Source organism: Streptomyces sp. NPDC007189, assembly GCF_040703635.1.
In the GTDB taxonomy this organism is placed as follows: Bacteria; Actinomycetota; Actinomycetes; order Streptomycetales; family Streptomycetaceae; genus Streptomyces.
Window position 1 is genome coordinate 228,518 of sequence record NZ_JBEYEY010000013.1, and the last position, 24,357, is coordinate 252,874.

Consider the following 24,357-nt stretch of genomic DNA (forward strand, 5'->3'; position numbering starts at 1 on the left):
TGGACCCCCTGTCACCGCCTACCGGGCACCCGGCATGATGGTCCGCATGCGAGCGGTGGTGCAGAGAGTGGACGGCGCGAGCGTCGTCGTGGACGGCGAGACGGTCGGCGCGATCGAGGGCGAGGGGCTGTGCGTCCTCGTCGGGGTGACCCACGAGGACACCAAGGAGAAGGCGGCGCAGCTGGCCCGCAAGCTCTGGTCGATCCGGATGCTGCACGACGAGCGGTCGTGCAGCGACATCGACGCCCCGCTGCTGGTCGTCAGCCAGTTCACGCTGTACGGGGATGCCCGGAAGGGCCGCCGGCCCACATGGAACGCGGCGGCCCCCGGCGACGTGGCCGAGCCGCTGGTCGACGAGGTGGTGTCCCAGCTGAGGGCGCTGGGCGCGACGGTGGCCACGGGCCGGTTCGGCGCGCGGATGAGGGTGTCGCTGACGAACGACGGGCCGTTCACGGTGCTGCTGGAGATCTAGCCCGCCGGCCGCGCGCGCCCGCAGCCGTACGACCACGGACTACGCAGCCGTACGACTACGGCTCGACCACGACCTCCTGCGCGGCCGCCGTCTCCCCGGCCAGCAGCCGCGCGTCGACCGGCACATTGCGCTTGACCAGGGCCAGTGCCACCGGTCCCAGCTCGTGGTGCCGTACCGACGTCGTCACGAAACCGACCTTGCGGCCGTCCGGGCCCTCGTCCGCGAGCCGGATCTCGGTGCCCGCCACCGGCAGGTGCACCTCGCTGCCGTCGAGGTGGAGGAAGACCAAGCGGCGCGGGGGCTTGCCCAGGTTCTGGACGCGGGCGACCGTCTCCTGGCCGCGGTAGCAGCCCTTCTGGAGGTGCACGGCGCTGCCGATCCAGCCCAGCTCGTGCGGGATCGTCCGGTGGTCGGTCTCGAAGCCGAGCCGCGGCCGGTGCTGCTCGACCCGCAGCGCCTCGTAAGCGAGCAGGCCGGCGGCCGGCCCGTGCGCGGCGGCGAAGGACTCCAGGTCCTCGCGCGGCAGGAACAGATCACGGCCGTACGGCGTCTCGCGGACGACCACGCCCTGGGGCGCCTCGGCGATGGACCCGGCGGGCAGGTGGACGACCCCGAAGTCGGCCGTCCGGTCGGCGACCTCCACGCGGTAGAAGAACTTCATCGACTCCAGGTACGCGAGCAGCGCGTCCTGGGTGCCGGGCTCGACGTGCGCCCAGACGGTCGTACCGTCGTCCACCAGGTACAGCGCGTGCTCGATGTGCCCGTGCGCGGAGAGGATCAGCGCCTCGGTGGCCTCACCGGCCGGCAGCTCGCTGACGTGCTGGGTGAGCAGGAGGTGCAGCCAGCTCAGCCGGTCCTCACCGCTGACGGTGACGACACCGCGGTGGGACAGGTCGACGAAACCGGCGCCGTCGGCGAGGGCGCGCTGCTCGCGGAACAGGTCTCCGTAGTGCGCGGCGACGCCTTCGTCCACGCCCTCGGCGGGGACGGCGCCGGGCAGGGACAGCAGGGGGCTCTTCATACCGCCAGCCTACGACGTGGTAGTTGAACTCTTCAGGGAACAGTCCTTGCAGCGGCCGAAGATCGCGAAGTGCTTCATGTCGGTGTCGAACCCGAACTGCTGCCGCAGCTTCGCGGTGAACTCGGCGGCCACGTCCACATCGGCCTCGATCACGTTCTCGCAGTCGCGGCACACCAGGTGCAGATGGTGGTGCCGGTCGGCGAGGTGGTAGGTGGGCGCACCGTGACCGAGGTGGGCGTGGCTGACCAGGCCGAGTTCCTCCAGCAGCTCCAGCGTCCGGTAGACGGTGGAAATGTTGACCCCCGACGCCGTCTTCTTCACTTCCGTGAGGATGTCGTCGGGGGTCGCGTGCTCAAGGGTGTCCACGGCTTCGAGGACAAGCTGCCGCTGCGGCGTCAGCCGATAGCCGCGCTGCCTGAGGTCGCTCTTCCAGTCGGTGCTCACCACACGCCCAGTCTAGGGCGGTGTGAGCCGGATCATGGCTCGGCGGACAGGACGGCGACGGGACCACCGCGCCCGCCGTTCGGGTCTGGATCCGGTCCTGTGCGGCCGTCGCGCTCAGATGAGCGGTGAGATACGTGGCGGCGACCTGCCTCGGTTCCGGCAGCCGCAGGCGCACCAGAGCGCCTTACTTGAAGAAGGCGATGCCGTCGTCCGGCAGGTCGTCCGGGAGGGCCTTGGCCCAGCGCTCGACGTCCTCGGGGGTGACGACCTTCTTCAGGTGGGCCGACATGTAGGGGCGGAGCTGGACCTCGGGGGTCTGCTTCTCGCCGACCCACATCAGGTCGCTCTTGACGTAGCCGTACAGGCGCTTGCCGCCGCTGTAGGGGCGGGAGCCGGGCGTGCGGGCCACGGCGTCCGTGACCAGGTCGATCTGCGGCTTCTTCTCGGCCATCTCGCCGTACCAGATCTCGATGACGCCGTCGTCGCGGGTCATCGTCGCCTCGACCTTGCGGTCGGCGTCGATCCGCCAGAAGCCGGACTCCGACTCCAGCGGGCGGACCTTGTTGCCGTCCTTGTCCAGCACCCAGGTGTGCGAGTGGTACTCCAGGAAGTCGCGGCCGTCGTGGGTGAAGCTGACCTCCTGACCGAAGTTGCACTTCTCGGAGCCGGGGAAGTCGTGCACGCCCGCGCCGGCCCAGTTGCCGAGCAGGAAGGCGAGCGGAACCAGGCTCTTGTGCAGGTCGGACGGGATCTCGATCATGAGCGGCGGCTTTCCTGGATCTTTGCCGGGTACGGGGTCAGCGCTGGCCCTGGTACAGCTTCTTCACGGTCAGGTACGCGAAGGCGAGCACGCCGACGCAGACCAGGACCAGCAGGGTTTCGAAGAAAGTCTCCACGGGTGCTCCTCGGGTGAGCGGGCAGTACGCGATACGACAGGGCCGCCCCAAGCTTACGCGTCCCGGGCCCGGCGCTCTCGGCCAGGTCAGCCGTCGTCCGCCCCGGCGCGTGTCTCCCGTTTCGCGTAGGGTCTCGTGCCGTGTGACAAGGGCCGTCACTCCCCGGCGCGGGCGGGACGACCCTTTCGCTCCCCCGGGGCAGCGTCGACTAGGGGGACTTTTGACCAGCGGTAACGAGCTGGAGCACAAACTCGCGCAGCGTCTCTACGAGATCGCCGTCCAGGGCGCCGCCTGGACACCGGCGGCCGTGTGCCGGCGGCTTGCCTGGAGCAGCGAGGAGTACACGGCGGCCATCCAGGTGCTGTCCGAACTCGGCCTGCTGGTGCGGACCACCGCCACGCCCAGCGGCTGGGCCTGCGTGTCGTCCGAATCCGCGCTTCATCACCTTCTCGCCGCCGACGCCCGCCGCGTCGCCGAGCTCGTCGAACAGACCACCCGCACCCGCGAGGCGATGGTGCGGATGCTCACCGACTTCCACCCCATCCACGCCATGCGCCTGTCCGGCACCCAGGCCCAGCTGGTGGAGGGCACGACCAATATCGCGGCCGCCCTGGAGGACGCCGCGCAGCAGGCGTACGAAGAGGTGGTCTCGCTGCACCCGCGCGGGGTGCCCGAGCACATGGTGGAGGAGGGCCTCACGCGCGACCGGCGGGCACTGCGGCGCGGGGTCGCCATGCGTACCGTCCATCTCGCCTCGTCCGCCGCACTGCCCCATATGACCGGCTATCTGCGGGAGTTGCAGAAGGCGGGCGGTCAGGTGCGCACCGCTGTGACGCTGCCGCACCGGCTCATCGTCGTCGACCGGCACCTGGCGATCGTGCCCGCGACAGGCAGCGACGGGCAGCAGGCGGCCGTCGTCGTCTACGACCCGTCGCTGGTCGAGGTGTTCCGCAGCCAGTTCGAGCACGCGTGGGCGCACGCCGCCGCCTTCGGCACGGGGGTGCGTGCCGTCAACGACGAACTCGCGGAGGGCCGGCCCGACCGGCGGCAGCAGGCGGTCCTGCGGTTACTCGCGGAGGGGCTGACCGACGAGGCGGTCGCCCGGCGGCTCGGCGTCTCCGCCCGCACCGTCCGCCGGATGGTCGGCGAGCTGACCTCGGCGCTCGGCGCCGCCAGCCGCTTCCAGGTGGCGGTCCTCGCCGAGCGCGCCGGCTGGCTGGTCCCGGCGGCTCTTGAGCAGGATGTGCGCGACGACCCCGGCGAGGAGCCCCCAGAAGGGTGAGCCGATGCCGGCGACCGTCACTCCGGAGGCGGTCGCGAGGAAGGTGATCACGGAGGCCTCGCGGTGGCGTTCGTCGGCGACCGTGCGGGCCAGACTTCCGCTGAGCGCACCGAGCAAAGCCACCCCGGCCAGCGTCGCCACGAGCGGCTTGGGCAATCCGGTGAACAGGGCGACCAGTGTCGAGCCGAAGCAGCCCACGACCAGGTAGCCGATGCCGCAGCTCACTCCGGCGACCCACCGCCTGGCCGGATCGCGGTGCGCCTCGGGTCCGGTGCAGATCGCGGCGGTGATGGCCGCCGGGTTGACGGCGTGCGAGCCGAACGGCGCGAGCAGCGTCGACACCGCGCCGGTCGTCGCGCACACCAGGCGCTCGTCGGGCCGGTAGCCGTCCGCGCGCAGCACGGCCATCCCCGGCGCGTACTGCCCGGCGAGCGTGGCCACGAGCAGCGGCACGCCGATGCCGAGGAGGGCCCCGGCCGAGAAGTGCGGCACCGTCAGGTGCGGCACGGCCAGGCCGGGCCCCCTGAGGTGCAGGCCGAGGCCGCCGTCGGCCGCGGCGACGGCGAGCCCGACGCCGAGCGCGCACATCACCGCGTAGGTCGGCCACAGGCGCTTGGCGAGCAGATAGCCGGCCACCATGGTGCCGGCCAGCAGCGGGGCCGAGCGCAGCGAGGTGAAGATCGCCGTGCCGAACGAGAAGAGGATTCCGGCGAGCATCGCCGAGACGACGCCCTCCGGAATCCGGGCGAGAACCCGGGCGAACACCCCCGTGGCGGTCAGCGCCGTGGCCGCCACGCCCGCGCAGAGGAAGGCGCCGACGGCGTCGGCGTAGTCGTGCTGTGCGAGGGCCGTGACCAGGATGGCGGCGCCCGGCGTCGAGAACGCCGTGATCACCGGGGTGCGGGTCCACCAGCTGAGTCCGACGCAGGTCAGGCCCGCGCCGATGGAGATCGCCCACACCCACGACGAACGCTGCGCCGCGCTCAGCCCGGCCTTGTCCGCGGCAGCCAGGACGAGGGCGAGCGGTCCCGCGTAGGACACCGCCATCGCCACCACGCCCGCGTTGACCGCGGAGAAGGACACCGACCGCATCGCTCGCACCGACTCAGCCCCAGATGAAGGAGAACAAAGAGACTTCAGACATCGCGACACCTCCCCCGAAGCGTTTGTCGCGCCGCCCCCCATGCTGCCGCAACCGCACGCGCCGGCGGCACGCCAGGGGGCGTCCGCTTCAGGCCTCGTCCCCTACCGGACACGGCCGGGGTGTGACCGGTGCGGGTCATGGACGTTTCCGGACGGTCAACTCCCCTGGTCGCGGCGGTCGTCGGGCCACAGGATCTCCGGCATGACGACTTACGCGGAACCCCGTGCCGATCTCGCCGCGCTCACCCTGGAGCCGGCCGAGACCGCCCTTCTCGACGAACTGCTGCGTGACGTGACCCAGTTGCCGGGCCCCCTGGAAGAGATGATCCAGACCCAGGTGTTCGCCTCGTTCGCCGGGCGTCTGCCGGCCCGGCTGCGCGCGGGCATCGAGTCCTTCCGTGACACGCCGCCGGACCACGGCCTGCTCGTGGTGCGCGGACTGCCCGTCGGCGACATCCCGGCGACCCCGGCGGCGTACGGCGCCAACGTCCTCGGCGAGCGGCACGCCTCGAGCCTGCTCGTCGCCCTGGTCGCGCACCCGCTGGGCGGACTGATCGGCTACGAGGACGAGAAGTCCGGGGCGCTCGTGCACGACGTGTACCCGGTCTCCGGTGACGCGGCGAAGCCCCTGAACTCGGGCTCCACGCTCTTCGACTTCCACACCGAGAACGTGCACCACCCAGTACGCCCCTCCCACCTGGGCCTGCTGTGCCTGCGCGCCGACCACGACCGGCAGGCGGCCACCATGGTCGCCTCGGTCCGCGAGGCGGAGCCGCTGCGCACCGACCGCTACCGCAGCCGCTTCCCGCTCTCCTTCACACGGGGTCTCGCCGAGGACGAGCGGCCGGTGACCGAGCCGCACCCGGTCCTCGTCGACGGCCCGGCCGACTCCCCCGGCACCCGGGTCCGGTTCAACATGCACAACACCTTCGGTACGGACCCGCAGGCGCAGGCCGCCCTGGAGCGGCTCAACCGGGCCATGCACACGGTGCACCGCGCGGTGCGGGCCGACAGGGGTGACCTGCTCCTGGTCGACAACCGGATCGTGGTGCACGGCCGCAGCGACTTCACACCGCGCTACGACGGCAACGACCGCTGGCTGCGCCGGTTCTACCCCTATCCCGGTGAGCTGCGCGCCGACGTCCTGGTGCGGGCCGGCGGCCGGGTGCTCAGCAAGGACAGCTATGCCCGTGCATGACCTGACCCCGACCGCGGCGGCACTGCTCTGCGTCGCCGCCGCGTGCGCGGGCTGGGTGGACGCGGTGGTCGGCGGCGGCGGGCTGCTGCAGGTGCCCGCCCTGCTGATCGCCTTCCCGCACCTGGCCCCCGCGTACGCCCTGGGCACCAACAAGGCGGTCGGTGTCGTCGGCACCTCGGCGGCCGCGGTGACCTACGCCCGCAGGGCCCCCGTCGACATCAGGCTCGCGGCCCGCATCGGTTCCGTGGCGGCCCTGGCGGCGGTGGGCGGGGCGTTCTTCGCCGCCGACGTGAAGAGCGAGGTCCTGCGCCCCGTGATCATGGTGCTGCTGGTCGCCGTCGCCGCCTTCGTCGTCCTCAGACCGCAGTTCGGACAGCGGCCCGGCGCCGCGGTGACCCGGCAGCGGGTCCTGGCCGCCGTGGCGCTCGTCGGCGCGGGCATCGGCTTCTACGACGGCCTGCTGGGACCCGGCACCGGCACCTTCCTGGTGATCGGCCTGGTCGCGGTCCTGTCCATGGACATGGTCACGGCGTCGGCGACCGCGAAGGTCATCAACGTGGGGACGAACCTCGGCGCCCTCGCGATGTTCGCGTACCAGGGCACGGTGCTGTGGGCACTCGCTCCGTTCCTGGCGCTGTTCAACCTGGCGGGCGCCTCGGTGGGCGCCCGCATGGCACTCAAACGCGGCAGCGGTTTCGTCCGGGCCGTGCTGCTCGTCGTCGTGTTCGTGCTGGTCGGCAAACTCGCACTCGACCAATGGGGGACCTGAGATGACCATCGGAATCCTGGGCGGAATGGGCCCGTTGGCCACGGTCGACTTCTACCGGAAGGTGATCGACGCGACCCCGGCCGGTGTCGACCAGGACCATCTGCCGGTCGTGGTGTGGGCCGACCCCACGGTCCCGGACCGCTCCGCGGCGCTCGTCGGGGGCGGGCCCGACCCGACACCCTGGCTGGTCCGCGGTGCGCACCGGCTCGAGGCGATAGGGGCACGGGTCATCGCGACCTCCTGCAACACCGCGCACGCCTTCCTCGACCAGGTACGGGCCAGTGTGCGCGCACCGATGCTCGACATGATCGCGGAGACGGCCGGTGAGATCCGTGCCCACCACCCTCAGGTGAGGTCGGTCGGGCTCCTGGCCACGACCGGCACGGTACGCGCCGGACTGTATCAACGCGCCCTGGCGGCGGCGGGGCTGCGGGTCGTGGTGCCGGGGGAACTCTCCCAGGGCGAGGCCGTGACGGGCGCCATCCGCCGGGTCAAGGCAGGCGACGTCGGTCCCGCCGCGGTCTGCCTGGTCGAGCGCGCGGCCGAGGAGCTGGCGGCCCGGGGTGCGAACCTGCTGGTGGCGGGCTGCACGGAACTGCCTCTGCTCCTGGGTGAGCTGAGCGCCGGCCTCCCGGTCGTCGACCCCACGGCCGCGCTGGCGCGCGCGACGGTACGGCAGGCCCTGGCTCCGGCCGCCTGAGTCAGAGCCGGGCGCCCTTGACCGGCGCACACGAACGCACCCCAGGCGCCCGCGCCGATCAGCAGGAAGTGCTCACCGCCGTCTGCGTGGCCGTGCTCCTCGCGACGGTCGTGCTCACGGCTACGCTGCCGGTATGACCAAAAAGCTCGTGATCAAGGTGACGGCCGGGGCCGACGCGCCCGAGCGCTGCTCGCAGGCGTTCACCGTGGCGGCGGTGGCCGTGGCCAGCGGGGTCGATGTCTCGCTGTGGCTGACCGGGGAGTCGTCCTGGTTCGCGCTGCCGGGGCGGGCCGCCGAGTTCGAGCTGCCGCACGCCGCCCCGCTGCCGGATCTGATCGAGTCCGTCCTGGCGGCCGGCCGCATCACGCTGTGCACCCAGTGCGCGGCCCGCCGGGAGATCACCGAGAAGGACGTCATCGAGGGCGTACGGATCGCGGGCGCGCAGGTCTTCGTACAGGAGGCGCTCGCGGACGGCGCCCAGGCGCTCGTCTACTGACCGCTCAGGTACGCGGGGGCTTCTTGCCGTCCAGCTCGTCCCACCACTCGTCGGACTGGGGATCGCCGGAGGGGTCGTCCCACCAGCGGTCCTCCGGGCCCCGCCGGTTGGCGATCATGGCGGCGACCGGCGGGATGACCATGGCCACGACGCACATGCCGACGGCCGCCGGGACCGACCAGATCCGCACGACTCCCCAGGCCAGGACGAAGAGCCCGATGCAGATCCCCATCATGGCGAAGTAGATGTGACGCCGCCGCGCGTACATAAGTACAGGGTAGGCCGGGTCGTACCTGTCACAACTGATCGACAATGGCCGCCCGGCCGGCGCCCGCAGGGTTACCGTGACGTACCGAAGACCGCTCTCGTCCCCAGGGGAACACCACATGCGCGCCCTGCGAATAATCCTGATCCTCGTCGTGATCCTGGGCGGGCTGTTCGTGATCGCGGACCGGGTGGCCGTGCACTTCGCGGAGGGTGAGGCCGCGGACAAGCTGAAGTCGTCGGAGAACCTGGCCTCGACGCCGGACGTGGACATCAAGGGGTTCCCGTTCCTCACCCAGGTCGCGGGCGGGTCGCTCGATGACGTCGAGGTCGGGATCAAGGACTACGAGGCCGCCACCGGCACCGCCGGCAAGACGATCCGGATCGACGATCTGCAGGCCGACATGAAGGGCGTCTCCTTCTCCGGCGACTACAGCTCCGCCACCGCGGCCAGCGCCACCGGCACCGCGACGATCTCCTACGCCGAGCTGCTGAGGACCGCCAAGTCCCAGCCGACCGAGGTGACCACCGGGGTCTCGGCCAAGGTCGTGGGCCTCTCCGACGGCGGCAACGGCAAGATCAAGGTCGCGGTGCACGTGACCGGCAAGCTCCTGACCGTCCCGGTCGACCGGACGGTGTCCGTGCTCAGCTCCGTGACCGTGGTGAACAACAAGGTCGAGGTGCACGCCGACTCCCTGCCCAAGCTGGCCGCCCTCTCCCTCGCCGAGAGCCGCGTGCGCAACATCACCGACTTCCAGCAGGTCATCGACCACCTCCCCGGCGGGATCGAGCTGGACTCGGTGCGGGCGGCGAAGGACGGCGTGCAGGTCAGCGTGAAGGGTTCGGACGTCAGGCTGGCGGGGTAGGACCAGAGCCGGGTGGACGCATAGCGTCCGACTGGCGAGACGACCGGGTCCGTAGCGTAGATGCGAGGACCTCCCGAGCGCCCGGCGGCCGTACGGCGGCTGCCGAGGCGCTCTTTTCATCCCGCTATTCGGACGATCGAGTCTCGCCATATGACACACCGGTGACACGCCCACCAGACGTCCCTACGATCGAGCCCATGAAGCGACAGGCGGATCTCACGAAGCGGCGGGCAGTGGACCTGTGCCGCGTTGCCGCCATGCTCTGTCGCCCCTTCTGAGCGAAAGTCCCCGACTTCCGCGTCTCACCCCCGCCCTGCTGGAAGGGCACCCGTGCGCCGCCCGGCATTCTCGGGCGCGCCCCCTGTCTACTCGCACGCCCCGCCGCAACTGCCCCGGAGGAGAAAGAGCATGAGCCGCACAGACGTCCTGGTCGACGCCGACTGGCTGCAGGAGCACCTGGACGACCCGGCCATCGCCATCGTCGAGGTGGACGAGGACACGTCCGCCTACGACAAGAACCACATCAAGAACGCGATCCGCATCGACTGGACCAAGGACCTCCAGGACCCGGTCCGCCGCGACTTCATCGACCAGGAGGGCTTCGAGAAGCTCCTGTCGGAGAAGGGCATCGCCAACGACCACACGGTGGTCCTCTACGGCGGCAACAACAACTGGTTCGCCTCGTACGCCTACTGGTACTTCAAGCTGTACGGCCACGAGAACGTCAAGCTCCTCGACGGCGGCCGCAAGAAGTGGGAGCTGGACGCCCGCGAGCTGGTCCCGGGCGACGAGGTCCCGGAGCGCCCGAAGACCGCGTACCAGGCCAAGCCGCAGGACACCTCGATCCGCGCCTTCCGCGACGACGTGGTCAAGGCCATCGGCTCGCAGAACCTGGTCGACGTGCGCTCGCCCGACGAGTTCTCCGGCAAGCTGCTCGCCCCGGCCCACCTGCCGCAGGAGCAGTCCCAGCGCCCGGGTCACGTCCCGAGCGCGAAGAACATCCCGTGGTCGAAGAACGCCAACGACGACGGCACCTTCAAGTCGGACGAGGACCTGAAGGCCCTCTACGCCGAGGAGAACGTGGACCTCGCCAAGGACACGATCGCCTACTGCCGCATCGGTGAGCGCTCGGCCCTGACCTGGTTCGTGCTGCACGAGCTGCTCGGCGTCGAGAACGTCAAGAACTACGACGGCTCCTGGACCGAGTACGGCTCCCTCGTCGGCGTGCCGATCGAGCTCGGCGCCGGCAAGTAAGGCAACAGGTACCCCATCCCGACCGACCTCCCGGTCCAACCCCTTTCGGAGAACAGCATGTGCGGAGCGAAGGCCGGCGGCCCGGACGCCTCGACGATCAAGCCCGGTGAGACCACGATCCAGGGTCAGGTGACCCGCGACGGCGAGCCGGTGACGGGTTACGTCCGTCTGCTCGACTCGACCGGCGAGTTCACTGCCGAGGTGCCGACCTCGGCGACCGGCCAGTTCCGGTTCTACGCGGCCGAGGGCACGTGGACGGTGCGCGCCCTGGTGCCGGGCGCGACGGCGGACCGTACGGTCGTCGTGGCGGAGAAGGGCGCGCTGGCCGAGGTCGCCATCGCGGTCTGAGCGGGTCCGCGCGCAGCAGCGGCACAGTGACGGTCGGAGGGCCGCACCCCGGGTTGGACGCCGGTGGGGTGCGGCCCTTCGGCATGTCCGGGGGCGGTTCCTAGCGGGTCTCGGCTCCGTGCGCCAGCATCGACACGCACTCTGGCGGGGTAGCGATTTGTCATAAGATCATCCAAAGGGTCTAGTGGTGTGTCAATTTCCCTTCAGCGAGGGCGAGTTGACGACCCTTCCATGAACGGCATATGGGGAACATAAGAAACAAATCCCTCTCTTGGCGTACAAAAACCCAGTCTCGCGACTTTCCCGACATGACAGCCCCGGTGATCGCCGAATACGTTCCAAGCAACCGGCGAACGTGTCGGTGTCTCAGAGACTGGAGAAGCACCATGAAGATCTCTCGTTCCACCGCCCTCACGGCCGCCGCGGCGGCCGCCGCGGCTCTGGCCGCGACGGGCGTCACCTACGCGTCGGCCGCCTCGGCGCCGGAGGCGGCCCCGGTCGCCGCTCCGGCCGCCGTCGCCGCGCCCGAGGCGGCTCCTGCCGCTGCCGCACCGCTCGGCGGCTCCGGCACTGGCAACAACAACGACAACAACGGCAACAACGGCAAGGGCAACGAGGGCCGCGAGGACCACGGAGGCGGCGGTCGCGGGGGCTACCGCGGCTTCGAGGGCCGGATCCAGATCAACGAGCGGTCCTACTCGGCCCACCCCGGTGACTGCATCACCGTGGTCAGCGGTCTGGGCGCCCGGACGCTGAACATCCGCAACGACAGCCACCGGGTCGTCGAGGTGTTCCGCGGGGCGGTCTGCGACAACGGCGCTCCCGTCGCGGTCGTCGGTCCGCACAGCCAGAGCGACGGCGTGCGCGTCCGCTGCACGCCGGGCGTCCACGTCCGCAACGGCGTGATCGGCAGCTTCCGCGTGGTCGGCGGCCGCCACGGCGGCGGCTGGGGCGGCGACGGCGGCTGGGGCGGCGACGGCGGCGACGGCGGCGACGGCGGCGGCTGGGGCGGCGACGGCGGCAGGTAATCCGCAGCCCACCCACAACCCCTTGCACACCATGGAGCCCCGGCCCGCCGGAATTGGGCCGGGGCTCCGGCATGTCCGGAGTCCGGCGCAAGGAGCGCCACCGAGAAGGAGGCTGACGCCACGACAGCTCACCGGCGACGGGCCACGGCGGCCGAGGGCGCGTGAACCGCGCCCTCGGCCCCTTTTGTGCGCCGCGACAGGACCGGGAGGCCTGGAGGGCGGTGCGCGGCGGAGAAGGGCGCACAGGCCCGACTGAGGCCTTGCTCGCGGCCCGAGCGGGCCCGCGCCGCCCAAGAGCCGGCCAGAGCCGACCAGAGCCGTCAAGGGCCGTACTCCTGGCGCCGGATGCCCATGGGGTGCGGCCCTCCGCACGCCCTTCCGCACGCCCTTCCGCGTGCCCGGCCGGCCGTTCCTAGCGCGACTCGCACCCTTGCGGCGGCAACGACACGCTTGCCACCAGAGTGGCCATTAGTCATAAGATCATCCAAAAGGGCTAGCGCCTGACAACTCCCGTGTTTTCAGGGCGATTTGACACCGCGCCAGCGGGCGACGAATGGCGACCAATCATCGAATATCGCCCGATCAGCCCATAAAAAACGAAGATCAGAACATTTCACGCGTGACAGCGGCGGCGTTCGGTCAATACGTTCCTCACGACCGGCCGACGAGTCGGCGAGTCTCAGAGACTGGAGAAGCACCATGAAGATCTCTCGTTCCACCGCTGTCACCGCCGCTGCGGCGGCTGCCGCGGCTCTGGCCGCGACCGGTGTCACCTACGCTGCGGCCGCGTCCGCGCCCGAGGCGGCCCCGGCCGCTGCTCCGGCCGCCGTCGCCTCCGCGCCTCTCGACGGCGGTGCCAGCAACAACAACGGGAACAACAACGGCAACAACAACGGCAACAACAACGGCAAGGGCAACGAGGGCAAGGGCAACGAGGGTCACGGGCGCGGCGGCCGTGGCGGCTTCCGCGGCTTCGAGGGCCGGATCGAGATCAACGAGCGGTCCTACTCGGCCCGCCCCGGTGACTGCATCACCGTGGTCAGCGGCCTGGGCGCCCGGACGCTGAACATCCGCAACGACAGCCACAAGACTGTCGAGGTGTTCCGCGGGGCGGTGTGCGACAACGGTGCTCCCGTCGCGACCGTCGGCCCTCACAGCCAGAGCGACGGCGTGCGCATCCGTCCGACCCGCGACCTCAAGGTCAAGGACGGCGTCGTCGGCAGCTTCCGTGTGATCTGCGACGGCTGGGGCGGCCGCGACGGCGGCTGGGGCGGCGACGGCGGCTGGGGCGGCGACGGCGGCTGGGGCGGCGACGGTGGCTGGGGCGGCGACGACGGCTGGAACTGATCCACAGCCCGCCGTATGACAAGGATCCCCGGCCCGCCGGAATCGGGCCGGGGATCCGGCTTGTTTCATTGTCGGGTAAAGACACGCGCGGCGCGCGCCCGGCCGACCCGGGCGCACAGAGGCCACCGTACTCGCCCGGCCTTCCGACACCCGCCGACCGGGTGAACCCGGTCGGCGGCCGGAGAACGAGGGCGCTAACCGAGCGCCCGTCCCAGCACCCATACCACCGGGGCCGCCGCCGACAGCGGCAGCGCCACGCCGGCCGTGAAGTGGACGAAGCGGGACGGGTAGTCGTAGCTCGCGACCCGGTGGCCGACCAAGGCGCAGACGCCGGCCGCCGCACCCAGCAGCGCGCCCTTCGCGCCCAGCCCGGTCATCCCCCCGACCGCGATCCCCGCACCCGCCGCCGCGAGCAGGGACACCGCGACGGACGCGGGGGTCGGCAGGGGCAGGGCCCGGGCCAGGACCGCCACCGCCACCGCCGCCGCGCCCACGGACACCGCGTGCGCGCCGGCGCCCAGGTACCCGGTGGCCAGGACCGACAGCGCCGCCGAGACGACCGTCGCCATCAGGCCGTACATCCGCTCGTCCGGCGAGGCGTGCGAGCGCAGCTGCAGGACCAGGGACAGCAGGACCCAGATGCCGAGCGGCCCGAGGATGGCCGCGGGGGCGTGGTCGCGGCCGGCGGCCAGGACCGCGGCGTCGGCGGCCAGCCCGCCGAGGAACGCCAGCGCGATGCCCTGCCGGGCCGGCCACATGCCGTTCAGCCGGAACCAGCCCGCCGCGGTCACGCCCTGGAGCACCACGAGCGGCACGAGCAGCGCGTACGACGCGACGGGCGCCGTCACGGCGAGCAGCCCGCCCAGCGCCGCGGTCAGCAGCGCCGGCTGCATGCCGGGCTCGATGATCGGCGAACGGCCCTCCAGCCGGGCCCGCTGGGCATCGGTGATCCGGGAGTTCCCGGCGAGCGTGGCGGGGCCGTAGGCGGGCTCGGGCTCCGCCACCGCCTGCGGTGCGGGCGCGGGCTGCGGCTCCGGTGCGGCAGGCGCCGCGTACTGCTGCTGGTACTGCCCCTCGTACGGCTGCTGCTGCACCGGCGTCTGCACCGGCGCGTGCGTCTGCGTCTCCCAGGTCTGGCCCTGCCACTGCTGGGTGAGCTGGGGGTCGTAGGGCTGCTGCTGGTGCTCGTACCCGGGCCACTGCGGCTGCTGCGGGTACTGCTGCTGGTGCGGGTACTGCTGCTGGTGCGGGTCGTAGCCCTCGTACGGGCCGCCCTGGTACGGCTGGCCGCCCTGATACGGCTGGTCGCTCATCGCCTCATCCTCCTGCGAACGGCGGGAGCACTTCGACCGTGCCGCCCTCGGCCAGCCGTACCGTCTCATGCGCGCGGGTCCCGACGGGGTCTGAGTCGACGAGGAAGGAGCAGCGCTGCAGCACGCGCGTGAGTTCACCGGGGTGTCGCGCGCGCACGGCGGCCAGCACGCCGGCGAGCGTGTCCGCCTCGTACGGCTCCTCGGCGACCTCGGCCGCGGCCTTCGCGGCGGCCCAGTAGCGCACCGTGACCTTGGGCATCTCGTTCCTCGATCGACAGCAAGAATGAAATAAGAGTGCTGTCAGGCTAGCCCGCCTTGACCGCCGCCCATCGACCGATCCGGCTCAGCAGGCCGTCGTCCGCCGCGTTCTCGGCGTGTCCCATGCCCGCCTCCACCCAGAGTTCGCCGTGGTCACCGGCCGCCTCGGCGAGCATCCGGGGGTGGTCGAGGGGGAAGTAGCCGTCCCGGTCGCCGTGCACGATCAGCAGCGGGGCGGGGGCGATCCGCGGCACCGCCTCGGCCGGGGACAGCGGCACCGGGTCCCAGTCCCGGTGGTGGATGCGGGTGCGCAGGCCGTAGCGGCCGACCAGGCGGCCCTCGGGGCGGGTGACCAGCCAGTGCAGCCGGCGCATGGGGGCCGTGCCGCGGTAGTACCAGCGGGCCGGGGCGCTGACCGAGACCACCGCGTCCACCGTGCCGGAGTGCAGGGCTGCGTGCCGCAGCACCACCGAGCCGCCCATGGAGAAGCCGACGGTCGCCACGCGCACGTGCCCGAGGCCGCGTGCCCACTCCACGGCGGCGGCGAGGTCCAGGACCTCCTTGTCGCCGACCGTGGAGCGGCCGCCGGAGCGCCCGTGGCCGCGGAAGGAGAAGGTGACGACGGCGCCGTGAGCGCGCAGCCTGCCCGCCACCCGTCGCACATGCGGGCGGTCCACGTCCCCGGTGAACCCGTGGGCGACGACGAACACCAGGTCACGGGTGGGGGAACGGCCGGCGTCCGCAGGGTTTTCCGCGCTTCCGTATACGACGGCGCCCGGATCGTATACGGAATCGATCAAAATGCCGTCGGCACTGCGCAGAAACGTCCGGATAGGGCCCCGTCTGCCTGTCTCGTAATTCGGACGAACGGTGGAACGTGCCACATGACCTGCCGGACCGTTGCTCATGTGGGCTATTCTCGTGGACAGAGGACTCGGGCAGCGAAGCCCCCGGGTCCTTTTGTGCTTTCGGAAGCGTTGTATACGAAGCGGGAAACCTCGGGTGACCGCCGGTGTACGGGCCTTCGGGATCGCAGAGCAGTGCCCGTCCGCACAGCCTCGCAGGGACCGAGGAGGAACCAGACGTATGAGTTCTCTGCTGCTCCTGACCAACGCCCTCCAGCCGTCGACGGAGGTGCTGCCCGCCCTCGGCCTGCTTCTGCACAACGTGCGGGTGGCCCCGGCGGAGGGCCCCGCCCTCGTCGACACCCCGGGCGCCGACGTGATCCTCGTCGACGGCCGCCGCGATCTGCCCCAGGTGCGCAGCCTGTGCCAGCTGCTGCGGTCCACCGGCCCCGGCTGTCCGCTGATCCTGGTCGTCACCGAGGGCGGCCTCGCCGCCGTCACCGCCGACTGGGGCATCGACGACGTGCTCCTCGACACCGCCGGCCCGGCGGAGGTGGAGGCGCGACTGCGGCTGGCCATGGGCCGCCAGCAGCTCGTCAGCGACGACTCGCCGATGGAGATCCGCAACGGCGACCTCTCCGTGGACGAGGCGACCTACAGCGCCAAGCTCAAGGGCCGGGTCCTGGACCTGACCTTCAAGGAGTTCGAGCTGCTCAAATACCTCGCCCAGCACCCGGGCCGGGTCTTCACCCGCGCCCAGCTGCTGCAGGAGGTGTGGGGCTACGACTACTTCGGCGGCACCCGGACCGTCGACGTGCACGTACGGCGGCTGCGCGCCAAGCTCGGCCCGGAGCACGAGTCGCTGATCGGCACGGTCCGCAACGTCGGTTATCGATTCGTTACGCCGGAGAAGGCCGACCGGTCCGGCGAGGAGGCCAAGGCCAGGGCGGACCGGACGAAGGAGGAGAACACGGACACTCCCGCCGCCCGTGACGGCGCCGAGGTCCACGCGGAGGCGTAGTTCCCCGGGGATTTCCGTGGATTTCCCGGGCCAGGCATGGACATCCGTCCGGCGGGGCATTGCTTACGCACATCCAAGCAGTGATACGCCCTGCCCGGACCGGGTCAATCCGCGTAGACTCCGCGCGTGGCCAAGGTGACTCGCGATGACGTGGCACGGCTGGCTGGAACCTCCACCGCCGTCGTCAGTTACGTCATCAACAACGGACCCCGGCCGGTCGCCCCGGCCACGCGCGAGCGTGTCCTCGCCGCGATCAAGGAACTGGGGTACCGCCCCGACCGGGTCGCCCAGGCGATGGCCTCCCGGCGCACCGACCTCATAGGCCTGATCATCCCGGACGCCCGCCAGCCCTTCTTCGGGGAGATGGCGCACGCGGTCGAGCAGGCCGCCTCCGAGCGCGGAAAGATGGTCCTGGTCGGCAACACCGACTACATCGGCGAACGCGAGGTCCACTATCTGCGCGCCTTCCTCGGCATGCGCGTCTCCGGGCTGATCCTCGTCAGCCACGCGCTGAACGACCTGGCCGCCGCCGAGATCGACGCCTGGGACGCCCGGGTGGTGCTGCTGCACGAGCGCCCCGAGGCCATCGACGACGTCGCCGTGGTCACGGACGACCTCGGCGGCGCCCAGCTCGCCGTACGCCACCTGCTGGAGCACGGCTACGACTACGTCGCCTGCATGGGCGGCACCGCCGAGACCCCGGCCGTCGGCGACCCGGTCTCCGACCACGTCGAGGGCTGGAAGCGGGCCATGGCCGAGGCGGGCCTGCCCACCGAGGGCCGGCTGTTCGAGGCGCCGTACAACCGCTACGACGCCTACCGCGTCGCCCTGGACGTCCTCTCCGGCCCCCAGCGGCCGCCGGCGGTCTTCTGCTCCACCGACGACCAGGCGATCGGCCTGCTGCGGGCCGCCCGCGAGCTGCGCATCGACGTGCCCGGCGAGCTGGCGGTGGCCGGCTTCGACGACATCAAGGAGGCGGCGCTCGCCGACCCGCCGCTGACCACGGTCGCCTCCGACCGCTCGGCGATGGCCCGGGCGGCGGTCGACCTGGTGCTGGACGACGGGCTGCGGGTGGCCGGCTCGCGGCGGGAGCGGCTGAAGACCTTCCCGTCCCGGCTCGTGGTGCGCACGAGCTGCGGCTGCGAGACCCGGCCGGACGCCGGTCACGCGCCGCCCGGGCTCTGATCAGGCTCTGACCGGGCTGCGACCAGGCGTTCTGAACGCCGGGTGAGAGCCCGGCCCGGGACACCGGGAAGCGCCTTTATATCGGGCAAACGAGCTTCTGCCGGGCTTCTCAGCGGGCACTCAGGAAGCTCTCATGGTCACGGGGGACTCTTATGAGCATGACCGAGAGCCAGGGTGGATACCCCCAGCAGCCCAGCTACTCCGCTCCCGTGAACCCGGAGTGGCCGCCCCCGCCGCCGTACGAGCCGGCCACCGAGCCCGCTGCGCACAAGAAGCGGCGGAACCGGGGCCCGGTCGCCCTCCTCGCGGCCGTCGCGATCGTCGCGGCCGCGGTCGGCGGCGCCACGGCGTACGGCTTCCAGGAGCTGACCGGCAAGGACACGGTCGCCTCCGCGGGCACGACCACCAACGCGGTGCCGTCGAGCAAGCGCGGGGACGTCGCCGCGATCGCCGCGGCCGTCAGCCCCAGCGTGGTCGAGATCAACGCGACCCTGGGCAACGGCTCCTCCACCGGCTCCGGCGTGATCATCACGTCGAACGGCGAGATCGTCACCAACAACCACGTCGTCTCCGGCGCGCAGTCGATCAAGGTGCGCACCAGCGACGGCAAGAGCTACACCGCCGACGTCGTCGGCACCGACAGCTCCAAGGACCTGGCACTGATCAAGCTGCGCGGCGCCTCGGGCCTCAAGCCCGCGTCCCTGGGCAACTCCTCGAGCGTGCAGGTCGGTGACTCGGTCGTCGCGATCGGCTCCCCCGAGGGCCTGACCGGCACCGTCACCAGCGGTATCGTCTCCGCCCTCGACCGGGACGTGACCGTCTCCACCGACGAGAGCCAGGACCAGGGCGGCGGCGGCCAGTGGCCGTTCCAGTTCGGCGGCCGCCAGTTCAACGGCGACACCGGCTCCTCCACGACGACCTACAAGGCCATACAGACCGACGCCTCGCTGAACCCCGGCAACTCCGGCGGCGCGCTGATCGACGCGAGCGGCAACGTCATCGGGATCAACGCCGCGATGTACTCCTCCAGCCAGCAGGCATCGTCGTCCTCGGACGCCGGCAGCATCGGCCTCGGCTTCGCCATCCCCGTCAACACCGTCAAGTCCGACCTGGCCAAGCTGCGGGCGGGCAACAACAGCTAACCCACGCACGGTCAGCAGGGAGAACGTCATGATCACCAAGGTTTCGCACCAGATCGCCGACCAGGGTCCCGCCGACGTCGTCCTCGCCCTCGCGGTCGCCCTCCACGTGCACGTCACCATCCCGGCGCCGCGCAAGCCCGAGTCGGTGCCGCGCGCGCCGGAGGTGGCCGCCACGCCGGTGCCCGAGCTGATGGGCCTGCGCACCGCCCCCGTCCGCACCCACCGCCGCAAGGTGCCGCTGCACCGCCTGACCGCGGTCCCGGCCTTCGCCTGACCCCGGTGGCGCGCCTCGCGGCTCAGTGCCCTCGGGCCCCGTGGCGTGGCACGCTGAGAGACAGCGGCCAGACCCCGTACACCCCACCCACCGCATCCCGAGGAACCGCGAGCGATGAGCCCCGCCGAAGGCGACCGTGACCCCCAGCGCATCCTGATCGTCGACGACGAGCCGGCCGTACGCGAGGCGCTCCAGCGCAGTCTCGCCTTCGACGGGTACGACACGGAGGTCGCCGTCGACGGCGCGGACGCGCTGGAGAAGGCGACCGCCTACAAGCCCGACCTGGTCGTCCTGGACATCCAGATGCCGCGCATGGACGGCCTGACGGCGGCCCGCCGCATCCGCGGCGCCGGCGACACGACGCCCATCCTGATGCTGACGGCCCGGGACACGGTCGGCGACCGGGTCACCGGGCTGGACGCCGGGGCGGACGACTACCTGGTCAAGCCCTTCGAGCTGGACGAGCTGTTCGCCCGGATCCGCGCGCTGCTGCGGCGCAGCTCGTACGCGGCCGCGGTGTCGGCCCAGGCCCAGCAGGACGAGGCGCTCACCTTCGCCGACCTGCGCATGGACCTCGCGACCCGGGAGGTCACCCGGGGCGGGCGGCCGGTGGAGCTGACCCGCACGGAGTTCACCCTCCTGGAGATGTTCATGGCGCACCCGCGCCAGGTCCTCACCCGCGAGCAGATCCTCAAGGCCGTCTGGGGCTTCGACTTCGAGCCCTCCTCCAACTCCCTCGACGTCTACGTCATGTACCTGCGGCGCAAGACGGAGGCCGGCGGCGAGCCGCGGCTCGTGCACACCGTGCGGGGCGTGGGGTACGTCCTGCGACAGGGCGGCGCCGAGTGAAGAAGCTGGTACGGCGCTACCGCTCCCTGCCGATCAGGACCCGTCTGGCGATGCTGGTCGCGGCGGCCGTGGCGTTCGCGGTGGCGGCGGTGTCGGTGACGGCCTGGTTCATCGTGCAGGGGAAGCTGTACGACCTGATGGACAAGGACCTGCAGACCTCCTCGCAGCGTCCCGTGCGGGCCGGGCAGGTGCTCGATCTGCTGACGGCGTGCCCGCGCAGCCCGACCGACTCCTCCAACGGGCTGCCGGCCCACAACAACATCTATTCGCAGCTGGTCAAGCCGGACGGCACGGCCTGTGTCTCGGCGGACTCGCCGGGCGTGGTGCGGACCACCTCCGCGGACCGGGCGGTCGTCGGGCACGACACCAGCCAGGGCGGCATCCTGCGCAACGGCACGGACACCGACGGCAACCCCGTCCGGGTGCTCACCATGCCGCTGGTGGTCCTCACGGACACCGGGCCGCAGGTGTATCAGGGCGCCGCCTGGATGACCGCCGTACCGCTGGAGAACACCGAGAAGACCCTCAACGATCTCGCCCTGATCCTTCTCCTCGTGTCCGGCATAGGAGTTCTCGGCGCCGGCGCCGCGGGCCTCGCCGTCGCCCGTGCGGGCCTGCGTCCCGTCGACAAGCTCACCGAGGCCGTGGAGCACGTGGCCCGCACGGAGGACCTGACGATCCGCATCCCCGTGGAGGACGACAGCGAGGACGAGGTGGCCCGCCTGTCCCGCTCCTTCAACTCCATGACCGCCTCGCTGGCCAGCTCCCGCGACCTGCAGCAGCAGCTGATCGCCGACGCCGGGCACGAGCTGCGGACGCCCCTGACCTCGCTGCGCACCAACATCGAGCTGCTCACCCGCAGCGAGGAGACGGGCCGGCCGCTCCCGCCGGAGGACCGCAAGGCGCTGCTCGCCTCGGTGAAGGCGCAGGTGACCGAGCTGGCGGCGCTGATCGGCGACCTGCAGGAGCTGTCCCGCTCGGAGGGCCAGCGCGGCGAGCGCGTCCAGGTGGTCTCCTTCGAGGACACGGTCGAGGCGGCCCTGCGCCGGGCCCGGCTGCGCGGCCCGGAACTGACGATCACGGCGGACCTGGAGCCCTGGTACGTCCGCGCGGAGCCCTCGGCGCTGGAGCGGGCGGTCGTCAACATCCTGGACAACGCGGTGAAGTTCAGCCCCGAGGGCGGCACGGTCGAGGTGCAGCTGGCCGACGGCGTCCTGTCCGTCCGCGATCACGGCCCCGGTGTCCCCGAGGACGAACTCCCGCACGTCTTCGACCGCTTCTGGCGCTCCCCCAGCGCGAGGGCCCTGCCGGGCTCGGGCCTCGGCCTGTCCATCGTGGCCCGCACGGTCCAGCAGGCGGGCGGCGAGGTCACCCTGGCCCGCGCGGAGGGGGGCGGCACGGTGGCGACGGTACGGCTGCCGGGCGCACCGATCCCCCCACCGGAGACCCCGGAACCAACGCAAACCCTGACGAGCTGAGCGGCAGGGGGCCCAACCTGGGCCCCGGCCGACTGAGCGGCGCGGGGCCCGGCCGAGGCCCCCGGTTGAGCGGCACGGGGCCCGGTCGAGACCCCCGGTTGAGCGGCACGGGGCCCGGTCGAGGTCCCCGGTTGGTCGAGGCCCCCGGTTGAGCGGCGCGGGGCCCGGTCGAGACCCCGGACGGCTGAGCGGCGCAGGGCCCGGTCGAGACCCCGGACGGCTGGAGCGGCGCGGGGCCCGGCCGAGGCCCTGGACGGCTGGAGCGGCGCGCGTGGTCGGTCGAGACCCCGGCCGGCTGAGCGGCGCAGGGCGCGATCGGGGCCACGGACGTCTGGAGCGGCGCGGGGCCCGGCCGAGGCCCCCGGTTGAGCGGCGCGGGGCCCGGTCGAGACCCCGGACGGCTGGAGCGGCGCACGTGGTCGCCCGAGACCCCGGACGGCTGAGCGGCGTGGGTCCCCGTCGAGACCCTGGACGGCTGAGCGGCGCCGGGCGCGATCGGGGCCCTGGACGGCTGGAGCGGCGCGGGGCCCGGCCCAGGCCCCCGGTTGAGCGGCACGGGGCCCGGTCGAGACCCCGGCCGACTGGAGCGGCATGGGTCCCGGTCGAGGCCCCTGGACGGCTGAGCGGCGCGCGTGGTCGAGGCCCCGGACGGCTGAGCCGCGCGTGGTCGAGTCCCGGCCGGCTGGAGCGGTGCGCGTGGTCGAGACCTCGAGAGCCGGAGCCGTCAGGGCCAGCGGTCTCGTCAGTCCGATGCTGCCGGTCCCGGTCTTCCTCTGGTTGCGCGGTCTCCCTGGTCCCGTCGGCGGCGGGAGCCGGTCCGCAGTGCCGCTTGTGCCGTCGGCCGCGTGCGTCCGGTCCGCCGGTCCCGCTCGGTCCCCTCCGCTCAGTCCGGCTCCGGCTTCGGCAGGGTGCGCAGGTGCTGGATCTGGGCGCGGCTCAGTTCGTTCGCGCGGCGCAGGTGGCGGGTGATCGCCCTCAGTTCGTCCTCGCTGTGGTCGTCGAGCAGGGTCTGCCAGGTGCGGCCCAGCTCGTCCCAGACGGCGGTGACCCGGGCGACGCGCTCCGGTACGGGCGTGACCAGCACCCGGCGCCGGTCCCGGGCGTCCGGCGTGCGGGCCACATAGCCGGCGCGTTCCAGCCGGTCCACCAGGCGGGTGGCGGAGCCCGTGGTGAGGCCGGTGAGGTCGGCGATCTGCCGGACCGGGAGCGGCTCGGGCTCCGCCGTCAGCAGGCTCAGGGCCTGTACGTCGGTGGGGTGCAGCCCGAGGTGGTCGGCGACGGCCTGGTTGAACAGCACGAACGCCGCGTGATAGCGGCGCGACTCCGCCGACAGTTCCTCGTACAGCCGGGCCCGGCTCGGGTCGGTCACGTGACTCGCCCTCCAAAAACGCTGCGCGGCGCAGTGAAATTCCGGATAGCTTCCTGCGCAACGCAGCTAATGCGTCACGCAGTTGTTCACCGCCATCCTATTCTCCCGGGGGACACCCATGCTCACCGTCGCCGTCACCGGCGCCACCGGCGCCCAGGGCGGGGCCACCGCCCGCGCCCTCCTGGCCGCCGGCCACCACGTCCGCGCCCTGACCCGCACTCCCGACGCACCGGCCGCCACGGCCCTGCACGCTCTCGGCGCCGAGATCCGCCGCGCCGACTTCGACGACCGCGCCTCCCTGGACGCGGCCCTGACCGGCGCGGACGCGCTCTTCGCCGTCACGACCCCCTTCGGCACCGACACCGGTACCGAGGTCCGCCAGGGCCGGGCCCTCGTCGAGGCCGCGTCGGCCGCCCGCCTGGACCACGTCGTCCTCACCTCCGCCGCCCACGCCGACCGCGGCACCGGCATCCCGCACTACGACAGCAAGCACGAGATCGAGCGGTGTCTCGCGGCCTCCGGCCTGCCCTGGACGGTGATCGCACCGGCGGCGTTCATGGACAACTACGCCACCGGCTGGACCCTCTCCGGGCTGCGCGAGGGCGTCTTCGGCTGGCCCATGCCCGCCGACCGCCCCTTCGCCCTGATCCCGGCCGCCGACATCGGCGCGTTCGCGGCGCTGGCCCTCACCCGCCGGAGCGCGTTCACGGGCCGCCGTATCGACATCGCGTCCGACACCCGCACCCCCCGGCAGATCGCGGCCGCCCTCGCCACCGCCACCGGCCGCCCGATCACCCACCACGAGGTCCCCCTCGACACCGTCCGCACCCACTCCGCGGACCTGGCGGCCATGTTCGCCTACTTCACCACCACCGGCCTGGACGTCGACGTCCCGGCCCTGCGCCGCGCGTACCCCGAGGTCGGCTGGCAGACCTTCACCGCCTGGGCCACCACCCGGAACTGGCCGGACCAGGCCGACGCCCCGGGGACGCGCTGCCACCCGGAGAGGTGAGCGCAGGACATCTCTCCGCGTCATACGCACGTCCACGCCTGCGGTGATCGCGTTGCTTGTGCCGCACGCACACCCAGCCCACA

26 protein-coding genes and 1 pseudogene are annotated in these 24,357 nt (G+C 72.0%); 18 read left to right on the plus strand and 9 right to left on the minus strand.

Annotated elements, in window-relative coordinates; genetic code table 11:
* Positions 1–46 precede the first annotated feature (46 nt).
* On the plus strand, positions 47–472 hold the full coding sequence (gene dtd / locus AB0950_RS26045; protein WP_360160051.1) for a D-aminoacyl-tRNA deacylase: 426 nt from the start codon (positions 47–49) through the stop codon (positions 470–472).
* Positions 473–527: 55 nt separating this feature from the next.
* Here the strand turns inward: dtd and AB0950_RS26050 are convergent, their stop codons facing one another.
* The 3 genes from AB0950_RS26050 to AB0950_RS26060 all read right to left on the minus strand — a co-directional run bounded on the left by AB0950_RS26050 (position 528) and on the right by AB0950_RS26060 (position 2,697).
* On the minus strand, positions 528–1,493 hold the full coding sequence (locus AB0950_RS26050; protein WP_360160052.1) for a folate-binding protein: 966 nt from the start codon (positions 1,491–1,493) through the stop codon (positions 528–530).
* Between the two features lie 9 nt (positions 1,494–1,502).
* Positions 1,503–1,940, minus strand: a complete 438-nt coding sequence (locus AB0950_RS26055; RefSeq protein ID WP_330339135.1) for a transcriptional repressor — start codon at positions 1,938–1,940, stop codon at positions 1,503–1,505.
* 181 nt (positions 1,941–2,121) lie between these two features.
* Complete coding sequence (locus AB0950_RS26060) at positions 2,122–2,697, minus strand: FABP family protein (RefSeq protein WP_360160053.1); 576 nt, start codon at positions 2,695–2,697, stop codon at positions 2,122–2,124.
* A 911-nt stretch (positions 2,698–3,608) separates the two neighbouring features.
* Between AB0950_RS26060 and AB0950_RS26065 the strand changes: the two are divergent.
* Positions 3,609–3,974 (plus strand): annotated as a pseudogene (locus tag AB0950_RS26065) (helix-turn-helix domain-containing protein); the annotation flags it as partial.
* On the opposite strand, the gene AB0950_RS26070 reads toward AB0950_RS26065, so the two are convergent.
* Entirely contained in the window at positions 3,900–5,207 is a 1,308-nt protein-coding gene (locus AB0950_RS26070) for a benzoate/H(+) symporter BenE family transporter (RefSeq protein ID WP_360160054.1), read from the minus strand. The pseudogene AB0950_RS26065 and the gene AB0950_RS26070 overlap by 75 nt on opposite strands.
* A gap of 253 nt (positions 5,208–5,460) precedes the next feature.
* Between AB0950_RS26070 and AB0950_RS26075 the strand changes: the two genes are divergently transcribed.
* From AB0950_RS26075 to AB0950_RS26090, 4 genes are all read left to right on the plus strand, one after another.
* Positions 5,461–6,456 (plus strand): TauD/TfdA family dioxygenase, encoded by a 996-nt coding sequence (locus AB0950_RS26075; RefSeq protein ID WP_366779524.1) that lies wholly within the window; start codon positions 5,461–5,463, stop codon positions 6,454–6,456.
* A complete protein-coding gene (locus AB0950_RS26080) occupies positions 6,443–7,225 on the plus strand; it encodes a TSUP family transporter (RefSeq protein WP_366779525.1) in 783 nt (260 codons plus the stop codon). The genes AB0950_RS26075 and AB0950_RS26080 overlap by 14 nt, the downstream gene beginning before the upstream one ends.
* Before the next feature lies 1 nt (position 7,226).
* Positions 7,227–7,925: an amino acid racemase gene (locus AB0950_RS26085; RefSeq protein WP_366779526.1), complete on the plus strand. Its 699-nt coding sequence runs from the start codon at positions 7,227–7,229 to the stop codon at positions 7,923–7,925.
* A 133-nt stretch (positions 7,926–8,058) separates the two neighbouring features.
* Positions 8,059–8,421 (plus strand): DsrE family protein, encoded by a 363-nt coding sequence (locus tag AB0950_RS26090; protein ID WP_360160058.1) that lies wholly within the window; start codon positions 8,059–8,061, stop codon positions 8,419–8,421.
* A gap of 4 nt (positions 8,422–8,425) precedes the next feature.
* Here AB0950_RS26090 and AB0950_RS26095 read toward each other — a convergent pair whose 3' ends face one another.
* Entirely contained in the window at positions 8,426–8,689 is a 264-nt protein-coding gene (locus tag AB0950_RS26095) for a DUF3099 domain-containing protein (protein ID WP_360160059.1), read from the minus strand.
* A 118-nt stretch (positions 8,690–8,807) separates the two neighbouring features.
* Between AB0950_RS26095 and AB0950_RS26100 the strand changes: the two genes are divergently transcribed.
* From AB0950_RS26100 to AB0950_RS26120, 5 genes are all read left to right on the plus strand, one after another.
* Positions 8,808–9,551, plus strand: coding sequence for a DUF2993 domain-containing protein (locus AB0950_RS26100; protein WP_360160060.1), 744 nt, complete (start codon positions 8,808–8,810; stop codon positions 9,549–9,551).
* Between the two features lie 408 nt (positions 9,552–9,959).
* Complete coding sequence (locus tag AB0950_RS26105; RefSeq protein WP_361983456.1) at positions 9,960–10,805, plus strand: sulfurtransferase; 846 nt, start codon at positions 9,960–9,962, stop codon at positions 10,803–10,805.
* 57 nt (positions 10,806–10,862) lie between these two features.
* Positions 10,863–11,153, plus strand: a complete 291-nt coding sequence (locus AB0950_RS26110) for a DUF1416 domain-containing protein (protein ID WP_004000115.1) — start codon at positions 10,863–10,865, stop codon at positions 11,151–11,153.
* 386 nt (positions 11,154–11,539) lie between these two features.
* Entirely contained in the window at positions 11,540–12,181 is a 642-nt protein-coding gene (locus tag AB0950_RS26115; protein WP_360160062.1) for a hypothetical protein, read from the plus strand.
* A 699-nt stretch (positions 12,182–12,880) separates the two neighbouring features.
* The gene (locus AB0950_RS26120) at positions 12,881–13,528 is read left to right on the plus strand and encodes a hypothetical protein (protein ID WP_360160063.1); all 648 of its coding nucleotides are present in this window, start codon (positions 12,881–12,883) and stop codon (positions 13,526–13,528) included.
* Between the two features lie 194 nt (positions 13,529–13,722).
* Here the strand turns inward: AB0950_RS26120 and AB0950_RS26125 are convergent, their stop codons facing one another.
* Genes AB0950_RS26125 through AB0950_RS26135 form a run of 3 tightly spaced genes read right to left on the minus strand, consistent with a single transcriptional unit; the run spans position 13,723 to position 16,007 of the window.
* A complete protein-coding gene (locus AB0950_RS26125; RefSeq protein ID WP_360160064.1) occupies positions 13,723–14,841 on the minus strand; it encodes a hypothetical protein in 1,119 nt (372 codons plus the stop codon).
* A 4-nt stretch (positions 14,842–14,845) separates the two neighbouring features.
* Positions 14,846–15,100 (minus strand): MoaD/ThiS family protein, encoded by a 255-nt coding sequence (locus AB0950_RS26130; protein ID WP_366779527.1) that lies wholly within the window; start codon positions 15,098–15,100, stop codon positions 14,846–14,848.
* A 46-nt stretch (positions 15,101–15,146) separates the two neighbouring features.
* Entirely contained in the window at positions 15,147–16,007 is an 861-nt protein-coding gene (locus AB0950_RS26135) for an alpha/beta fold hydrolase (RefSeq protein ID WP_366779528.1), read from the minus strand.
* A 178-nt stretch (positions 16,008–16,185) separates the two neighbouring features.
* Between AB0950_RS26135 and AB0950_RS26140 the strand changes: the two genes are divergently transcribed.
* The 6 genes from AB0950_RS26140 (at position 16,186) to AB0950_RS26165 (ending at position 21,893) form a co-directional block, all read left to right on the plus strand.
* Positions 16,186–16,965, plus strand: a complete 780-nt coding sequence (locus tag AB0950_RS26140; protein ID WP_360160067.1) for a response regulator transcription factor — start codon at positions 16,186–16,188, stop codon at positions 16,963–16,965.
* 126 nt (positions 16,966–17,091) lie between these two features.
* Positions 17,092–18,150 (plus strand): LacI family DNA-binding transcriptional regulator, encoded by a 1,059-nt coding sequence (locus AB0950_RS26145; RefSeq protein WP_360160068.1) that lies wholly within the window; start codon positions 17,092–17,094, stop codon positions 18,148–18,150.
* Positions 18,151–18,308: 158 nt separating this feature from the next.
* Positions 18,309–19,292, plus strand: coding sequence for a trypsin-like peptidase domain-containing protein (locus AB0950_RS26150; protein WP_360160069.1), 984 nt, complete (start codon positions 18,309–18,311; stop codon positions 19,290–19,292).
* Positions 19,293–19,320: 28 nt separating this feature from the next.
* Positions 19,321–19,566 (plus strand): hypothetical protein, encoded by a 246-nt coding sequence (locus AB0950_RS26155; protein WP_360160070.1) that lies wholly within the window; start codon positions 19,321–19,323, stop codon positions 19,564–19,566.
* Between the two features lie 114 nt (positions 19,567–19,680).
* Entirely contained in the window at positions 19,681–20,415 is a 735-nt protein-coding gene (locus tag AB0950_RS26160; RefSeq protein ID WP_330339116.1) for a response regulator transcription factor, read from the plus strand.
* On the plus strand, positions 20,412–21,893 hold the full coding sequence (locus AB0950_RS26165; RefSeq protein ID WP_366779529.1) for a HAMP domain-containing sensor histidine kinase: 1,482 nt from the start codon (positions 20,412–20,414) through the stop codon (positions 21,891–21,893). The genes AB0950_RS26160 and AB0950_RS26165 overlap by 4 nt, the downstream gene beginning before the upstream one ends.
* Positions 21,894–22,776: 883 nt before the next feature.
* Here AB0950_RS26165 and AB0950_RS26170 read toward each other — a convergent pair.
* Positions 22,777–23,262 (minus strand): MarR family transcriptional regulator, encoded by a 486-nt coding sequence (locus tag AB0950_RS26170; RefSeq protein ID WP_360160072.1) that lies wholly within the window; start codon positions 23,260–23,262, stop codon positions 22,777–22,779.
* 118 nt (positions 23,263–23,380) lie between these two features.
* Here AB0950_RS26170 and AB0950_RS26175 point away from each other — a divergent pair, with 118 nt between their 5' ends.
* Positions 23,381–24,274, plus strand: a complete 894-nt coding sequence (locus tag AB0950_RS26175) for an NmrA/HSCARG family protein (protein ID WP_366779530.1) — start codon at positions 23,381–23,383, stop codon at positions 24,272–24,274.
* Positions 24,275–24,357 lie beyond the last annotated feature (83 nt).

Excerpts from the sequence above, each read along its gene's own strand:
- AB0950_RS26105 (WP_361983456.1), top strand. The coding sequence starts at position 9,960 with ATGAGCCGCACAGACGTCCTGGTCGACGCCGACTGGCTGCAGGAGCAC.
- AB0950_RS26130 (WP_366779527.1), bottom strand. The coding sequence starts at position 15,100 with ATGCCCAAGGTCACGGTGCGCTACTGGGCCGCCGCGAAGGCCGCGGCC.
- AB0950_RS26150 (WP_360160069.1), top strand. The coding sequence starts at position 18,309 with ATGACCGAGAGCCAGGGTGGATACCCCCAGCAGCCCAGCTACTCCGCT.
- AB0950_RS26075 (WP_366779524.1), top strand. The coding sequence starts at position 5,461 with ATGACGACTTACGCGGAACCCCGTGCCGATCTCGCCGCGCTCACCCTG.
- AB0950_RS26090 (WP_360160058.1), top strand. The coding sequence starts at position 8,059 with ATGACCAAAAAGCTCGTGATCAAGGTGACGGCCGGGGCCGACGCGCCC.
- AB0950_RS26050 (WP_360160052.1), bottom strand. The coding sequence starts at position 1,493 with ATGAAGAGCCCCCTGCTGTCCCTGCCCGGCGCCGTCCCCGCCGAGGGC.
- AB0950_RS26120 (WP_360160063.1), top strand. The coding sequence starts at position 12,881 with ATGAAGATCTCTCGTTCCACCGCTGTCACCGCCGCTGCGGCGGCTGCC.
- AB0950_RS26080 (WP_366779525.1), top strand. The coding sequence starts at position 6,443 with ATGCCCGTGCATGACCTGACCCCGACCGCGGCGGCACTGCTCTGCGTC.
- AB0950_RS26125 (WP_360160064.1), bottom strand. The coding sequence starts at position 14,841 with ATGAGCGACCAGCCGTATCAGGGCGGCCAGCCGTACCAGGGCGGCCCG.
- AB0950_RS26085 (WP_366779526.1), top strand. The coding sequence starts at position 7,227 with ATGACCATCGGAATCCTGGGCGGAATGGGCCCGTTGGCCACGGTCGAC.
- AB0950_RS26070 (WP_360160054.1), bottom strand. The coding sequence starts at position 5,207 with ATGCGGTCGGTGTCCTTCTCCGCGGTCAACGCGGGCGTGGTGGCGATG.
- AB0950_RS26110 (WP_004000115.1), top strand. The coding sequence starts at position 10,863 with ATGTGCGGAGCGAAGGCCGGCGGCCCGGACGCCTCGACGATCAAGCCC.
- AB0950_RS26155 (WP_360160070.1), top strand. The coding sequence starts at position 19,321 with ATGATCACCAAGGTTTCGCACCAGATCGCCGACCAGGGTCCCGCCGAC.
- AB0950_RS26095 (WP_360160059.1), bottom strand. The coding sequence starts at position 8,689 with ATGTACGCGCGGCGGCGTCACATCTACTTCGCCATGATGGGGATCTGC.
- AB0950_RS26100 (WP_360160060.1), top strand. The coding sequence starts at position 8,808 with ATGCGCGCCCTGCGAATAATCCTGATCCTCGTCGTGATCCTGGGCGGG.
- AB0950_RS26135 (WP_366779528.1), bottom strand. The coding sequence starts at position 16,007 with ATGAGCAACGGTCCGGCAGGTCATGTGGCACGTTCCACCGTTCGTCCG.
- dtd (WP_360160051.1), top strand. The coding sequence starts at position 47 with ATGCGAGCGGTGGTGCAGAGAGTGGACGGCGCGAGCGTCGTCGTGGAC.
- AB0950_RS26115 (WP_360160062.1), top strand. The coding sequence starts at position 11,540 with ATGAAGATCTCTCGTTCCACCGCCCTCACGGCCGCCGCGGCGGCCGCC.
- AB0950_RS26140 (WP_360160067.1), top strand. The coding sequence starts at position 16,186 with ATGAGTTCTCTGCTGCTCCTGACCAACGCCCTCCAGCCGTCGACGGAG.
- AB0950_RS26175 (WP_366779530.1), top strand. The coding sequence starts at position 23,381 with ATGCTCACCGTCGCCGTCACCGGCGCCACCGGCGCCCAGGGCGGGGCC.
- AB0950_RS26160 (WP_330339116.1), top strand. The coding sequence starts at position 19,681 with ATGAGCCCCGCCGAAGGCGACCGTGACCCCCAGCGCATCCTGATCGTC.
- AB0950_RS26060 (WP_360160053.1), bottom strand. The coding sequence starts at position 2,697 with ATGATCGAGATCCCGTCCGACCTGCACAAGAGCCTGGTTCCGCTCGCC.